The sequence below is a fragment of the Urinicoccus massiliensis genome (genome assembly GCF_900120405.1).
In the GTDB taxonomy this organism is placed as follows: Bacteria; Bacillota; Clostridia; order Tissierellales; family Peptoniphilaceae; genus Urinicoccus; species Urinicoccus massiliensis.
This window is the reverse complement of sequence record NZ_LT635492.1, coordinates 391,029-406,605: the sequence shown is the minus strand read 5'-3', so window position 1 is coordinate 406,605 and position 15,577 is coordinate 391,029. Positions and strand designations below refer to the sequence as shown.

General features: G+C 41.7%; 15 protein-coding genes. 14 read left to right on the top strand and 1 reads right to left on the bottom strand.

Features of this window, described 5'->3' with window-relative positions:
• Position 1: 1 nt before the first annotated feature.
• Positions 2 to 1,753, bottom strand: a complete 1,752-nt coding sequence (locus BQ7400_RS02325; protein WP_072469330.1) for an Rqc2 family fibronectin-binding protein — start codon at positions 1,751 to 1,753, stop codon at positions 2 to 4.
• Between the two features lie 275 nt (positions 1,754 to 2,028).
• Between BQ7400_RS02325 and gmk the strand changes: the two genes are divergently transcribed.
• The 14 genes from gmk to BQ7400_RS02255 are packed head-to-tail and all read left to right on the top strand — an operon-like array spanning position 2,029 to position 15,564.
• Entirely contained in the window at positions 2,029 to 2,664 is a 636-nt protein-coding gene (gene gmk / locus BQ7400_RS02320) for a guanylate kinase (RefSeq protein WP_034439575.1), read from the top strand.
• Positions 2,645 to 2,944 (top strand): DNA-directed RNA polymerase subunit omega, encoded by a 300-nt coding sequence (gene rpoZ, locus BQ7400_RS02315; protein ID WP_034439578.1) that lies wholly within the window; start codon positions 2,645 to 2,647, stop codon positions 2,942 to 2,944. Before gmk ends, rpoZ begins: the two co-directional genes overlap by 20 nt.
• Positions 2,925 to 4,121 carry a bifunctional phosphopantothenoylcysteine decarboxylase/phosphopantothenate--cysteine ligase CoaBC gene (gene coaBC / locus BQ7400_RS02310; RefSeq protein WP_094230608.1) on the top strand — a complete coding sequence of 399 codons (1,197 nt, stop codon included), beginning with the start codon at positions 2,925 to 2,927 and terminating at the stop codon, positions 4,119 to 4,121. Before rpoZ ends, coaBC begins: the two co-directional genes overlap by 20 nt.
• 37 nt (positions 4,122 to 4,158) lie before the next feature.
• The gene (gene priA / locus BQ7400_RS02305) at positions 4,159 to 6,324 is read left to right on the top strand and encodes a replication restart helicase PriA (protein ID WP_072469328.1); all 2,166 of its coding nucleotides are present in this window, start codon (positions 4,159 to 4,161) and stop codon (positions 6,322 to 6,324) included.
• 4 nt (positions 6,325 to 6,328) lie between these two features.
• A complete protein-coding gene (gene def / locus BQ7400_RS02300) occupies positions 6,329 to 6,844 on the top strand; it encodes a peptide deformylase (RefSeq protein ID WP_034439587.1) in 516 nt (171 codons plus the stop codon).
• Entirely contained in the window at positions 6,841 to 7,737 is an 897-nt protein-coding gene (fmt, locus tag BQ7400_RS02295; protein ID WP_072469327.1) for a methionyl-tRNA formyltransferase, read from the top strand. Before def ends, fmt begins: the two co-directional genes overlap by 4 nt.
• A gap of 23 nt (positions 7,738 to 7,760) precedes the next feature.
• On the top strand, positions 7,761 to 8,444 hold the full coding sequence (locus BQ7400_RS02290) for a zinc metallopeptidase (protein ID WP_034439593.1): 684 nt from the start codon (positions 7,761 to 7,763) through the stop codon (positions 8,442 to 8,444).
• A 1-nt stretch (position 8,445) separates the two neighbouring features.
• Positions 8,446 to 9,717, top strand: coding sequence for a 16S rRNA (cytosine(967)-C(5))-methyltransferase RsmB (gene rsmB, locus BQ7400_RS02285; protein ID WP_072469326.1), 1,272 nt, complete (start codon positions 8,446 to 8,448; stop codon positions 9,715 to 9,717).
• Entirely contained in the window at positions 9,711 to 10,742 is a 1,032-nt protein-coding gene (rlmN, locus tag BQ7400_RS02280) for a dual-specificity RNA methyltransferase RlmN (protein WP_072469325.1), read from the top strand. Before rsmB ends, rlmN begins: the two co-directional genes overlap by 7 nt.
• Entirely contained in the window at positions 10,739 to 11,449 is a 711-nt protein-coding gene (locus BQ7400_RS02275) for a Stp1/IreP family PP2C-type Ser/Thr phosphatase (protein ID WP_034439598.1), read from the top strand. The genes rlmN and BQ7400_RS02275 overlap by 4 nt, the downstream gene beginning before the upstream one ends.
• A complete protein-coding gene (pknB, locus tag BQ7400_RS02270) occupies positions 11,446 to 13,407 on the top strand; it encodes a Stk1 family PASTA domain-containing Ser/Thr kinase (protein WP_072469324.1) in 1,962 nt (653 codons plus the stop codon). Before BQ7400_RS02275 ends, pknB begins: the two co-directional genes overlap by 4 nt.
• Positions 13,404 to 14,288, top strand: a complete 885-nt coding sequence (rsgA, locus tag BQ7400_RS02265) for a ribosome small subunit-dependent GTPase A (protein WP_072469323.1) — start codon at positions 13,404 to 13,406, stop codon at positions 14,286 to 14,288. Before pknB ends, rsgA begins: the two co-directional genes overlap by 4 nt.
• Positions 14,279 to 14,929 (top strand): ribulose-phosphate 3-epimerase, encoded by a 651-nt coding sequence (gene rpe / locus BQ7400_RS02260; RefSeq protein WP_072469322.1) that lies wholly within the window; start codon positions 14,279 to 14,281, stop codon positions 14,927 to 14,929. The genes rsgA and rpe overlap by 10 nt, the downstream gene beginning before the upstream one ends.
• Complete coding sequence (locus BQ7400_RS02255; RefSeq protein WP_072469321.1) at positions 14,926 to 15,564, top strand: thiamine diphosphokinase; 639 nt, start codon at positions 14,926 to 14,928, stop codon at positions 15,562 to 15,564. Before rpe ends, BQ7400_RS02255 begins: the two co-directional genes overlap by 4 nt.
• Positions 15,565 to 15,577: the final 13 nt, after the last annotated feature.

Below are 15,577 nucleotides of genomic sequence, written 5' to 3'. Positions count from 1 at the left end.
TTTAGCCTTGTCGAGTCAAGGACTTGGGAATATTTTGTCCTGAAACGTGGACTGTTTTAAAGTTTGTATAATGGACTAGGCCCAGCTTGTTTGAAGGGTGCCTTTTAATATATTTTTTCAGGGTATAGTCAACATCAACATGTTTAGACCCTCGCAGCTTGCTAAAGTAGGCGGCGAGTCCGGCGGCAGCCAGCATATCCTCATTTTTAAACTCTTGACCATTGGATTTTAAGAGGACATGGGAACCGGGATTGTTACGAACATGAAACCATAGGTCATCTTTATTGGCAATTTTAAAGGTGATTTCATCATTTTGCCGGTTATTTTTACCTACATAAATGAGGCCTGCCTTTCCTTGGAAGACCATGGGATTGGAGGACTTATTCTTTTTATTTTTCCGAGACTTTTGCCCCGAAATTAACCGGTAGGAGTCCTTGATTTCGTCCAGGTCTCTAGGATTTTCAGCCCAATCAATTTGTAGGGAAATTTCTTCATAGGCCTGAATTTTTTCTAAGGTTTCCTGGATTTGGTCTTTTAAAATATTGGCAGCATGTTTCAACTTTTGATAGCGTTTATACATTTTGTTGGCATTTTGAGCAGGGGATAATTTAATGTCCAGGGGAATTTTAATGGTTTTAAGGTCCGGGTCATAAAAGTTTTCAGCCAAGAGTTCTTTTTGACCCGCTTCAATGGCGTGAAGGTTGGCAGAAATCAAGTCTCCGTAGACCTTATATTTTTCTCGGTTTTGGGCAGCATCCAATTCATCCCTAAGCTTGCCCAACTTTGAATAGTCTCGGTTGAGTTGGATTTTTAAATTTTTTCTTAGGTCAGCTGACTTTTGCTGGATGAGGTCTTTTTCAGCTCTTTGGGTGTAGACATTTTCCAAAAGTTCCGAAGGGGAGTCATAAATTTGACTTCCGTGACCATACATGGTTAGGGGAAGGTTGGAAAAATCGAGAATTTTTTCGTCTGCCTGGTCTTGGTAGATGGCAAAGAAGTAGTTTTTTTTCTTTACTTTTTGGAAAAAATCATAGGCTATTTTTAAAAGTTTTTCTTGGTCTTTTGGACCTAGGGCTGATTTAGGCAAGCCTTCATCAAGACCGGCCCGGAAGTTGATCTCCCGGGTTAGGGTTTTGGAAATCCCCATGTAGTTTGTGATTAAAAATTGTTGAAAACTTTTGTTTTCAGGAGAGTCCAGGTAAGACTTGGCAAAGTCTTGGTAGCTTTCATCCAGGATGGATTTTTTTTGGCTGATGACATCAGATGAGTAAATTTTTCCAGGTAAGACTTCGCGGACAGAACTCATACTGGACCCCACCTTGGTAAGGCAGTCAATAATTTGGCGACTATCTGTATCAATTAGGATAATGTTGGAATATTTTCCCATAATTTCAACGATTAAAGAGAGGTTGACACTGTCCCCCAATTCGTTATAGCCTTCAAAGACAAATTCAGCAATCCGGTCTTGGCCAATTTGCTTGACCTGGATGAGTTTGGACCCCTGGAGGTGTTTTCTCAAGACCATACAAAAGAGAGGGGGATGCATGGGATTTTCCAATTTATTTTTTGTTAAATACATTCTAGGGTGGTTTGAAGATACGCTAATTAAGAGGGTTTCGTTGACCTGGGTCTTGCGAAAGCTCATAAAAAGTTCATGGTGGGTGGGTAGGTGAATTTTATCCACCCGACTAGAAAGTAAGTGGCTATTTAATTCTTCAAGGACGCTTTTCAGCATCATTCCATCATATGACATAGTAATTCCTCCTTTGCCTATTATAACATAGCCGGGACTTGAAGAAAATTTTCCTGGGAAAAGGCAATATCTTATAAAAATAAGGCCGAAAAAGGCCCGGGGATTTGAAAGAATTTTGCCTAATTTCTCCCATTTATTCGTCTTCCATGTTATAATAAAAAGAAAGCACTATAGAGACAGTAGGCGTGTCTTTCAAAGGAAGAAAATATACACTTATTTGGAGGCAGCCTGTCTGAAAAATACACAGAATTTGATAAGGATGGTGGAAGACAGGAATGTCAAAAGGTTTTTTACTTGTATTATCTGGACCTAGTGGGTCTGGCAAGGGCACAGTTAGTGCAGCTTTGATGGAGAAAAACAAAGAAATTAAGTATTCGACTTCTGTGACGACCAGGACCCCTAGACCGGGGGAAGTCAATGGCGAAAACTACTTTTTTGCCACAATGGAAGAATTCGAAAAGATGGTTGAAAAGGATGAATTACTGGAACATGCCCATGTTCATACAAATTATTATGGGACACCCAAGGAGTTTGTTTTCAATCAAATTAATCAAGGTGAAATTGTACTTTTGGAAATTGATGTACAAGGAGCCCTTCAAGTAAAGGATAAATATAAGGAAGCGGTCTTCATCTTTTTACTGCCACCGTCTATGGATGAATTGCTTGACCGGATCCGCAAGAGAGGAACTGAAACAGAAGAAGATATTGAAACAAGATTTTCCAATGCCTTTAAGGAATTGGACTTTGTTGGAGAATATGATTACTTTGTTGTCAATGACTCTGTAGATCAAGCTGTTAAAGATATTGAATCTATTATTGCAGCAGAAAAACTTAGGGTTAAAAGGCATTCAGATATTAAGAAGATTATGATGAAGGGAAGGAAGGATTCATTTGAACATTCCAAGTTTTAAAACCATTGATAAAATAACCGATAGTCGCTACGCTCTTGTGATGCTTGTTTCCAAACGGTCCAGAGAGTTGGTAGATGGGGAGCCGGCCTTAATAGATACGGACTTGAAAAAACCGGTATCCATTGCTATCCAAGAAGCTGTGGAAGGGGCGATTACCTTTGCTACAGAAGAAGAGCACCAAGCCCAATTAGAGCTTGAAAGACAAAAAGAGCTGGAAGAAGAATTGCTGCTGGAAGCTGAAATGGAAAAGGAAAAGGAAGCTGAAGAGATTGAAGAATAAGAGAATCTTAATTGGCGTTACAGGTGGAATTGCAGTTTATAAGGTTGTGGACCTTATTAGTCGCTTGAAAAAACAAGGGGCTGAAGTCAAGGTCATTATGACAGAACATGCAACAAAATTTGTCACGCCATTGACTTTCCAAACTCTTTCAAAAAATGTGGTCTATACCGATATGTTTGCTAGCCTAAGCAATATGGACGTAGAGCACATCAGCCTGGCTAAATGGGCAGACCTAATCCTCGTTGCACCGGCTACAGCCAACACCATTGCCAAAATTGACTTGGGCCTGGCGGACAATATGCTTACAACGGTATTATTGGCCAAGAGGTCGCCAGTTATGATTGCGCCGGCCATGAATACCTATATGCTTAACCACAAGGCCACCCAAGAACATTTAAAAAACTTAGAAAAAAATGGCTATATTATCTTGCCCTGTGACCAAGGTCTTCTGGCTTGTGGAGATGCCGGAAGTGGCAAACTTTTAGCTCCTGAAAAAATTTTAGAAGCCATCCAAGACCACTTTACAGTCAAAGACTTGGAAGGGGTAGACATTGTAGTAACAGCAGGAGGCACAAGAGAACCCATTGATCCAGTTCGCTATATTGGTAACCGGTCTTCCGGCAAAATGGGCTATGCCATTGCAGAAGCAGCTAAAAAAAGAGGGGCTCGGGTCCACTTGATTTCGGCAAATTCCTCCCTTCCTGTACCAGAGGGAATAGACTATATTCCCATTGAAACGACTGAAGAACTCTACCGGGAAGCCAGCAGCTTATTTGATAGCTGCGATGTTTATATTTCTCCGGCAGCCCCGGCAGACTACCGGCCCAAGGACTACTTTGATCAAAAAATCAAGCACAAGGACCAAGAAGCATTAAGCATAAATTTAACCTCTAACCCAGATATTATTAAAAACCTGGCCAAGAGAAAGAAGAAACAAATAATGGTGGCTTTTGCAGCAGAAAGTCAGAACCTGGTCGAGCATGCAAAAGAAAAGCTAGAATCCAAAAATGTAGATTTTATTGTAGCCAATAATATTAAAAAGAAGGATGCAGGCTTTGCTACAGACACAAATATTGTCACCATTATTGACAAGGACTCTGCTATAGACTATGCCAAACAGACAAAAAAGGACTTGGCAGAGATTATTTTAAACAAAATCGTAAAGTTGTTAGGATGAGCTAGAGGAATCTAGCTCTTTTTATCGGAGGGCTTGTTTGTATATTGATGTTTGTGTTCAACAAAATTTCATAGGCTTTGACCAGGTTTACACCTATTCAACCAAGTTGAGTAAAAATGACCTTTTCCTTGGACAAAGAGTCAAGGTTCCCTTTGGTAAAAAGATTTTAATGGGGATTGTTCTAGCCATTGATGTCGAAAACACCTCAGGCTTTGAAGCTAAAGAAATACTAGGAATTTTTGAAGACCAAGTCTTTCTTCCCAGAGACCTGATGGTTTTGGCTGAAAAAATGTCTGAAAAGTATTTTATTGGACCCTTTACTAGCCTGGCCTACATTTTACCTCCCAGCAATGGTCAGGGGATTTTTTATGACCAGGGGGAATTTAAAGTTGAAAATTTACCGGACCTGAACCGTTATGGTTATCTACAAGGACAGGGGAAAAACCCCTCCCAAGAAAAGGTCTTGAACCTTTTAAAGAGTCAGGGTCCCTTGTTGAAGTCAGAAATTTTAGACCGACTAGATATTAGTGCCTCCCCCATCCAAACCCTGATTAAAAATGGGGTCATCGGTCCGATTAAAGAAGAAAAGACCTGCCAGCCCCCGCAAGTGTTGACCCCAGACCAAGAAAGGGCCTACCAAGAATTTTACCAAGACCAGAACCTGGAGACCCTACTTTTTGGTGTCACCGGTAGTGGAAAAACGGAGCTATACCTTCATTGGGCCCAGGATTGCATTGAAAGGGGCCAAAAAGTTTTGATTATTCTGCCTGAAATTGCCTTAACGCCTCAAATGGTGGAAAGAGTCCAGGCCAGGTTTGGGTCTAGAACCAGCGTTATGCACTCCAAGTTAACAGATAGCCAAAGAAAGTTGGAATGGACTAGGATGCGAAATGGTCAGGTGGATATCCTTGTTGGAGCTAGGTCGGGAATCTTTGCTCCCATGGAAAATCTAGGCCTAATCATCCTGGACGAAGAGCAGGAAGCATCCTATCAATACCACCAGTCCCTTCGTTATGATGTGAGAGAAGTTGCCAAAATGCGGTCTGAAATTACAGGGGCCCGCTTGGTTTACGGGTCGGCTACTCCTGAAGTTTCCCTATTTTATCGGGCAAAAAAAGGGAATATAAAGCTTATCCAGTTAAAAAATCGAATCATGGACCGGCCTTTGGCCAGGGTCCATCTTGTGGATATGCGGGAAGAACTTTCTACGGGAAACCTGTCCATCCTAAGTAATGTCTTGCATCAAAAAATTCAAAACACCCTAAGTCGAGGTAAGCAAGTTATTTTATTTTTAAATCGGAGGGGGTATTCAAACTTCGTTTCCTGCAGGCATTGTGGGACGGCTATCCGTTGTGATTCTTGTGATATTTCCATGAACTATCATAAAACCATCCACCGCTTAAGATGCCACTATTGTGGGTCTACAAAGCCACTACCAAAGACTTGCCCTGTTTGTGGATCAAAACTTATTAAGCCCTTTGGAGTCGGGACCCAGCAGGTAGAAGAGCTGGTAAAAAATTTATTTCCCCAAGCAAAAGTCCATCGAATGGACCGGGATACAACCAATAAGAAAGAGACTTATTTTTCCCTCTATGAGGATATGAAAAATAGGGAAATTGACATTTTAATTGGAACTCAAATGCTGGCCAAGGGCCTGGACTTTGAACATGTAACCCTGGTGGGAATTTTGGCGGCGGATACATCTTTATTTATATCGGACTACAAGGCGCAAGAGCAATGTTATTCTCTTTTGACCCAAGTTTCTGGGCGTTCGGGCCGGGGAAAAGATCCAGGAGAAGTGGTTCTTCAAACCTATAATCCCGACAACTATGCCATAAAGACTGCCTGTCAGGGAGACTATCAAGATTTTTATGATATGGAAATCAAGCAAAGGCAGGCCTATGACTATCCTCCTTTTAAAAAGCTCATTAGCATCCAGCTAACGGGACCAGATAAGGAAGAGGTTTATGAGGCAACAAGAAATTTTTATCGGGATTTAACAGGGGCTACCCGGACTTTACATCTTGTAGGAACTAAAATTATTGAAAATCCCAAGATTAAAAATAAATATACCTTTAAGTTTCAGCTAAAATCCAATAAAGCTGACTTAGCCTTGTTAAGAGACTCCCTGGAATGGGTATTTAAGAAACATATGAAAGAAAATAAGGGAAAAATTTATATAGATATTATTTTTGAGAGGTGATGAAATGGCCTTAAGACAAGTAAGAATAGATGGAGACCCCTTGCTAAGAAAGAAATCAAGGGAAGTTAAGGAAGTGAATGACCACATTCGTCAATTGATTGATGACTTGTTTGACACCATGTATGAAGAAGAAGGAGTGGGGATTGCAGCCCCCCAAGTGGGGGTCCTGCGTAGGATTTTCGTTGTTGATGACCGAGAAGGAAATAAGTTGGCCCTTATTAATCCCGTTTTGGAACTTGGCGGAGAAGATGTTATGGCCTATGAAGCCTGCCTATCCGTTCCGGATAGACAGGGGACTGTCAGCCGAAAAAAGAAAGTCAAGGTCCGTTTTTTGGACCGAGACGGCCAAGAACAAGTCCTAGAAACGGAAGAATTTTTAGGGCGGATTATCCAACATGAATATGACCACTTGGATGGGATTTTATATACAGATCGAGCCAGTAGGGTCTATACCATGGAGGAAATTGAAGCCATGCAAAAAGAAGCAGAAGGAGAAGGGCTAGAGGAGGAAGAGCTTTGAAAATTATTTTTTTCGGGACACCTGACTTTGCCTGTCCAGCCCTAGAGGGTCTTCATGAATCCAACGAAGTTTCCCTGGTTATAAGCCAACCGGATGCGCCGGCAGGGCGAGGGAAAAAATTAAAACAATCAGCAGTAGGAGACTTGGCGGAAAAATTAGGTCTTCCCCTGATTAAACCCCAAAGTTTAAAAGAAAAAGATATTTTGGACCTTTTAAGAGACCAAGAGGCAGACCTCTTTGTGGTTGTCGCCTATGGTAAAATTTTATCCCAGGAAGTTTTAGATATCCCCAAGTATGGATGCTTTAACATCCATGGATCTTTGCTTCCCAAATACCGGGGAGCAGCTCCAATTGAAAGGGCCATCCTAGAGGGAGAAGAAGAAACGGGGATCTCTATAATGAAAATGGGACCGGGGTTGGACGACGGGCCTGTAGCCCTGACAGCCAGCGTAGAAATTGCCGAAAAAACTTCTTTGGAATTAAGAGAAGAGTTAAGTCATCTGGGAGCAAAACTTATTTTGGACCTTGTAGCTTTAATTGAAACAAAGGGTTTAAATTTGAAGGCCCAAGATGACCAACTAGCTACTTATGCCCATAAGATTGGCAAGGAGGATGGTCAATTAAAGCTGGGGCAAGATAGTGTCTTGCAAATGCTTAGAAAAATTCAAGGGATGGATGGCTACAAGGGGGCCTTTTTTACAACAAAAGATGGAAATTACAAGGTCTTCAAGGCGAAAAGAGTGGATAGACAAATCCAGGACCTCTTACTTGTAAATGGAGACCTCTACTTGAAGGCTCAAGATGGCTGCATTCAAGTGGAAATAATCCAGGCTCCTGGAAAAAAGAGAATGAATACCAGGGACTATTTAAGAGGAAATAGTCTAAGTTTATAAATTAGAAGGGTTGTGGAAGAAAGATGCCTTATTATTATTTTAATACATCCTATATTCTGTACATTTTGCCGGGGTTTTTCTTGGCCCTCTATGCCCAGGCCAAGGTTCAAAATGCCTATAAGAAGTATGGGCAAATTTTTACTGGATCCGGCTTTACCGGAGCCAGCTTGGCCCGAAAAATCTTAGACGACCATGGTCTTGGCCATGTGTCCATCCATAGGGTGTCAGGGAACCTAAGTGATTTTTATAACCCATCAGATCAAACACTTCATTTAAGTGAAGGGGTTTATAGTCGGTCTTCAGTGGCCTCTTTGGCCATTGCCGCCCATGAGTGTGGCCATGCAATCCAAGATGCAAGGGATTATTTTCCCTTGAAGTTACGGTCTTATCTTGTACCGGCAGCCCAGTTTGGGTCGAATTTTGCCTTTATCTTATTTTTTGCAGGCTTGGTCTTTAGTCAATTTTTAATGAACCTAGGGATTGCCCTCTATGCCATAGCCGTTTTATTTACCCTGGTAACTCTACCGGTAGAATACAATGCCAGCCACCGGGCCAAGGAAATTCTAGGCGGCCTCTTGCCAATGAATGAAATGCAAGGGGTTAATACTATGTTGGATGCAGCGGCCCTAACCTATGTAGCCAGCCTAGCAACAGCCCTAGGAACCCTCCTTCGCCTCTTGGCCTTAAGTGGAAGTAGAAGAGATTGATATGCTAAGAGAGGAAGTTTTAAAAGCCCTATTGGCCATTGACTCCGGAGAAGAATCTTTGGAGGAGGTCTTAAATGTAGGGGGTCAAAATGAAAAAGATGCAGGTCTTTATCGAGAAATTGTAAAAGGGGTTTTTCGTCATAAAATTACCCTGGACTATGCCATTGAATCCTTTATGAATCGGAAGAATCAAAAACTCCACAAGCCCATTGAAATGATTCTTAGAATGGCTTTTTACCAATGGATTTACCTGGACCGGGTTCCGGCCCATGCCATTGTCAATGAAAGTGTAAACTTGGCTAAAAAAGTCGGCCACAAGGGATCCGTAGCTTTTGTCAATGCGGTTCTGAGGAAGGCTACCAAGGAAAAAATTCATCCGGAAGACTGGAAGTTTTCTTCCTTGGAGGAGGAAATCAATATTAAATATTCCCTCCCCATGGAATTAACTTCTTATTTGATTAAATCCTATGGAGAAGATTGGACCTTGGACTTTGCCCGTCATTCCATAGAAATCCCTGCCACGGATTTAAGGGTCAATACATCTAAGATTTCAACAAAAGACCTACTGGACAGTTTGGCTAAAGAAGGGATTCAATGTAAAGAAATCCCTGGATTGGATGGCTTAAGGGTTTTAAAGGGAAATATCTTTTCCACTAGGGCCTTTAAGGAAGGATTTTTTTATGTCCAAGACCAGGCTGCCATGGAAGTGGCGGACTTTGCCTTAAAGGGCCAAGAAAAGGAGTTAAAAAAGGCCTTGGATGTCTGTGGAGCTCCAGGAGGAAAGTCTATTGGTCTGGCTTTAATGAGACCAGACTTGAAGATTCAATGTTGCGATGTCAGCATAAAAAAAGTAAAGAGAATCCAAGACAACATCCAAAGACTGGGCCTAAAAAATATAGACCCTAAATTAAGAGATGGACAGAGGCCTTCAAAGGATGAAAAAGAAGCCTTTGACTTGGTTTTATTGGATGCTCCTTGTTCCGGATTTGGTCTTTTAAAAAGAAAGCCTGAAATAAAATATAAGCGGACCTTAAAGGATATTAAGAGCCTGGTAAGCCTACAAAAATCCTTACTAGAGGCTTCGGCAACCTGCTTAAAAGTTGGGGGAATCCTGGTTTATTCCACCTGCACTATAAGCAAGGAGGAAAATGAATACTTAATGGAAGACTTTTTGAAAAACCGGGAAGATTTTACCCTTGTGGATCAAAAATCCCTTCCCTTAAACCAAGAGACGGATGGATTTAAAATGTTTAAATTGGTGAAAACATGTTAGCCCTAAATGAACAAAGGCTGGAGGACTTGGAAAAGACCCTTAAAGACTTAGGTCAGGCAAGTTTTAGAGGCCGACAATTGTTTGAATACTTCCATAAACAGTTAGGAAAAGATCTTGATACTTGCAGCACCCTGCCTAAGAGCCTCAGAGAGAATTTAGGGGACCTGCCCCTGAAGAGTGTGGACATAGCCCACACCTTTGCATCAAAAAAAGACCAAACGAAAAAATTTCTTTTTCGCCTGGAAGACCAAAGGCTTATTGAAGGGGTCTTGATGAAAAACAACTATGGCTATAGCCAATGTATATCCACCCAGGTGGGGTGTCGCATGGGTTGTCATTTTTGTGCTTCGACTAAAAATGGGTTGGTAAGAAATTTAAGTCCCTATGAAATGCTGGGTCAAATATATGAAACTACACGAAGATATGGTAAAATTCATAGTATCATCTTAATGGGTAGTGGGGAGCCCTTGGACAACTTAGAAAATGTTCTTATTTTTATGGATATTTTAAATAGCCCCTTGGGATATCCCATGAGTTATCGAAATATGACTCTTTCAACTTGTGGCTTGGTGCCGGAAATTTTACAGCTGGCCCACCAGGACCGCAAGGTAAACCTGGCCCTTTCCCTGCATTCTCCTTTTCAAAAGGTTAGGGAAGGTATGATGCCCATAGCCAAGCGCTATGACTTGAAAGAAATTTTTCAAGCCCTGGACCAATATACGGATCAATTGGGGCGTCGGGTTTCCTATGAATATACCCTAATTGACGGAGTTAATAATAGGGAAGAGGACCTGGAAGAGTTGAAAAAATTATTGAAAAACCGTCTCCACCATTTAAACTTAATTCCCTTGAATCCTATTGATGAATATGGGGAAGACCGTCCGGAAAGGGCCAAGGTCCTCTATTTCAAAAAAAGATGCGAGGACATGGGCTTAAATGTAACCATTCGGCGGGAGCAAGGCGGCGATATTAACGCATCTTGCGGGCAGTTAAGACAAAAATTTGAGGAAGAGGAAGGATTATGATAGCATACGGAGCTACGAACGTTGGAAAGGTTCGTAAAAATAATGAAGATGCCTTTAAGATATCAAACAAGGATAAGATTTACTTACTGGCAGACGGAATGGGAGGTCACCTGGGTGGTGAATTTGCTTCAAGTATGGCTGTGCAAGAGTTGGAAAAGCTCTTGGTTGATGTTAAGGACAAGGCAGAAATCAAAGAGGCCATTGAAGAAGTAAACCGAAAAATTTACCAAAAATCCCTGGAGGATGAAAATTTATCTGGAATGGGAACCACCCTATCCCTGATAAAAATCCTGGACGACCACTTGTATTTTGCCAACATTGGTGATAGCCGGATCTATTGCTTGAAGGGCAAGGATTTAATCCAATTAACCATTGATGATTCCTATGTAAACTACTTATTGGAAGTTGGAGCCATCACCTCGGACCAGGCCAAGGACCATCCCAAAAAGAATGTTTTATTAAAGGCCTTGGGAACAACGGAGGATATTGAGGTTTTTGTCCAAGAAGTTCAGTGGGAAGAGGATGACCTTTATTTACTCTGCTCAGATGGATTAACAAATATGCTGGAGGAAGAGGAAATTCAAGAAATAATCTCTTCCAATGAGGCTGAAAAAGCAGTTGACCTGTTAATTAACCAGGCCTTGGATCGGGGAGGAAAAGATAATATTACTGTGATTGTCTTAACCATAAAAGGAGGTGCCCAATGATTGGTAGTACTTTAGCAGATCGCTATGAAATTTTAGAAAAAATTGGTAGCGGAGGCATGGGCGATGTCTATAAGGCCTATGATAAACGATTAGATCGAATTGTGGCCTTAAAGGTTTTAAAAACTGAATACAACGAAGATGAATCTTTTGTTCGAAAATTCAGGAGGGAATCCCTAGCAGCAGCTAGCATCTCCCACCCCAATATCGTCAGCATCTACGATGTAGGGTCTGAAATTTTAGAAGGGCAGACCTACTATTATATAGTTATGGAATATATTGATGGCAAGACCCTAAAAGAGGTCATCCAAAAAGAAGGACCACTTCCTGTCAAGCAAGCCTTCCATTTTGCCCTGCAAATTGCTGAGGCCTTAAAGGTAGCCCACGCCAAGCACATTGTCCACCGGGACATTAAATCTCAAAATATTATGGTAACCAGAGACTACCGGGTCAAGGTAACCGACTTTGGTATTGCCCGAATTGTAGGAAATTCCACAGTAACCATGACAGACTCTGTTATGGGGAGTGTCCATTACTTTTCTCCAGAACAAGCCCGAGGGTCCAAAATTGACACCAGGTCGGACATTTATTCTTTGGGAATTGTCTTATTTGAAATGTTGACAGGGGATGTTCCCTTCGATGGAGAAAATCCAATTTCTGTGGCCTTGATGCATATACAAAACCACATGCCCCTTCCTTCAGACATCAATCCCAATGTGGATGTGGCAGTGGATGACATTGTACGAAAAATGACCATGAAGGATCCAAAGGAAAGAATCCAAAAGGTAGAAGATGTAATCCAAGTCTTAAAAGACTACCTTTTAAATCCCAAGGCACAGAAAAAGAAGGTTAGCCAAATGAAAAAAGGTGAAACACAACCCTTGAGTCAAACTGAAATACTTCAAGCCCAAAGCCAAGTTGACAATAGACCCCGTCCTACGCGAAGACCCAATGAAGCTAGAAAAGACCCGGAACGGAGAAATAAGAAAAAGTCCAATATCCTGGGGACACTTTTAGGGGTCCTGGTGGCAATTTTGATTTTTGTAGGTGTGATTTTTGGGGGATATAAGTATTTAACCAGAGACAAGTCTACAGACCTTGTCTTGGAAGATTATACCAACCAACCCGTTGCAGAAGTACAGGAAAAAGTAGAGGCCATGGGACTTCTTTTCGAAATCAGTGAGCAAAGAGAAGACAATGAAGTCCCTGCAGGAACTGTCTTGGAACAAAATCCTCCCAAGGGAACCCACATGAACAAGGGGGATACTGTTTATGTAGTGGCTTCTACGGCGTCCAGTGAAGTGATTGTTCCTTCAGTCAATGGTCGTAGCTATGATGAGGCTAGGTCTATCTTGGAAAAATCTGGATTGACCATTGCTTCTGTTGACTATCAATTTGACAAGGATATTCCTGAAAAGATGGTTATTGGCACAAATCCGCAGGCTGGAACTTCCGTAAAAAATGGAAGCTCTCTTGTCCTGATTGTTTCTAAGGGGGAAGACAATGAAACAGTTGTTGTTCCAGACCTTAGGGGCAATAGCGTTGAACTTGCCCGAAAGTATTTGGAAGAAGTTGGCTTGAAACTTGGCAGTGTTGATGAAAAGTCAGATGACAGTGTGGATGTAGGCGAAGTAGTAAAACAAAGCTATGAAGCTGGAACTAAGGTCTCCAAGGGAACAGCTGTCAACCTAATTATCCGCAAGGATAGAGATGACTCTGATAGTCGAGAAAAAACAGACAATAAGCTTAGAAACTTCAAACTAAATGTAAATATCCCGGATGACGACCAATCCCACAATTTAACTGTCCAAAGAAAGTCGGAGGATGGTAGTGAAACAGTTGTGGACCGAACGGTAGAAAGCGGACAAACATCAAATTTAAAATTGAAGGGTAGACACGGAGATGTCTTTGAAGTCTATGTCGATGGAAATATTGTAAATTCTTACACGGTGGGTCAATGACCAGGGGAAAAATCATCAGGTCTCTAGGGGGCTTTTATACAATAGACTCAGATCTAGGCTGCCTAGAGGCTCGGGCCAAGGGAAATTTTAGACACTTTGGTTATAAACCCCTGGTGGGAGATTGGGTCACTATTTCCTTTGACCACAAGGAGGGAGTTGACAACCTAGCCTATATTGAATCCATTGAAGAAAGGAAAAACACCCTGATCCGCCCACCGGTGGCCAATATAGACCAAGTTTTATTGTGTATTCCGGTTCAAGATCCCAAGTACAACCTACCTCTGATTGATAGCTTATTGGTTCATTATGCCCTGGAGGGACTCCCAGTCCTTATCTTGGTTAGCAAGGCGGACTTAAACCCCCAAGAGGCAGAAAAGTTAAAAGAAATTTATAGTAAGGCCCATTATTCCTGCTACCTAATGAATTTAAAGGAAGAAGAAAGCAAGGAAAAACTTTTACCCCTATTAGAGGGAAAGACAACGGCCCTGGCAGGGGTTTCTGGTGCAGGAAAGTCCACTCTTACCAGCCTATGCATTAATCAAAATTTAAAAACAGGAGGGGTCAGCGAAAAAACAAAAAGGGGCAAGCACACGACAAGGCATGTGGAACTTTATCCTGGTCAGGGTTTTTATCTTTTGGATACACCGGGATTCAGTCGTTTGGATATTGAATCCATCCAGGCAGAAGATTTGGCCTTATATTTTCCGGAAATGAAAGAAGACTTGGGGCACTGTAAGTTTTTGGATTGCAACCACATCAATGAACCGGGTTGCGCTATTAAAGAAAAGCTGGCCCAAGGAGAAATTCCCCAATCTAGGTATGAGAATTACTGCAACTTGTTCAAGGAATTAAAAGAAAAGGAGAAGAACAAATGGCGCTAATTGCACCGTCAATCTTATCGGCTAATTTTGCTAATTTAGAAAGGGACTTTGACCTTTTAAACCAAAGTGCCTGTGACTACATCCATATTGATGTTATGGACGGCCACTATGTCAACAACCTGACCTTTGGTCCTCCTGTTATTAGTCATTTAAGACCCTTGACTAAAAAACCTTTTGATGTTCACTTGATGATTGACCGACCTGAAAGAAGCTTGAAAGCCTATAAAGAAGCTGGAGCAGACTTTTTAACTGTCCATACGGATGCCACAATCCACCTCCATAGGACTATTCAAGAAATTAAAGAAATGGGTCTAAAGGCAGGGGTAGCCTTAAACCCGGCCCAAAGCCCAGAAGAAATCAGATATATTTTAAGAGACTTGGACTTGGTCCTTTTAATGAGTGTAAATCCAGGTTTTGGTGGCCAATCCTTTGTGCCCCAGGTTTTGGATAAGATTAAGGAGTTAAAGGACATCCGGACCCAGGGAAACTACTCCTTTAAAATTGAAGTAGACGGCGGGGTTAAGCTGGATAATGCCAAGGAAGTTCTTAACGCAGGGGCAGATATCTTGGTAGCCGGAAGTGCAGTTTTTAACGCTCCAGACCCCCTTAAACGGATTCAAGAATTTAAGGACATCCAATGAAGGTGGCCATTGTTTCGGGAGGCCAGGCCCCCTCTAAAGAATTTCTTCAACAATATAGGGATTGGTATATTATTGCGGCAGATTCCGGAGTCCATTGTCTTTTAGAAGCAGGAATAGACCCCCAGCAAGTCATAGGAGACTTGGACTCCATTGATTCCCAGGACTTAAAAATCCTTGAAGACAAGGGGATTAAAATCAAGAGCTTTCCCAAGGAAAAAGATGAAACAGACACCCATCTTTGCCTCTTGGAAGCAATCCGATTACAGGCTGAATCCATTCATATTCTTGCCTGCTTTGGTAGACGGTTTGATCAAACTTTGGCCCACTTGGCCCTGCTTGAAATAGCCCATGACTACAAGATTACCTGCTCTCTAGTGGACCAGGAAAATAAGGTGGAATTTTTAAGTCCAGGCAAATACCAAGTCTCTAAAGATGGCTACCAATACTTAAGCCTAGTGCCTGTAACAGAATCCATTACTGTGAGCTTATACCATATGAAATATCCCCTGGAAAGGGAAAATCTCTATCGAAAAAAAAGTCAAGGCATTAGTAATGAGATTCTAGACCAGGAGGGAACTATAAAATTACACAAGGGAAAGGCATATTTAATCCATTCGAATGATAAAAAAAGGTGAGTTCCTAGGAACT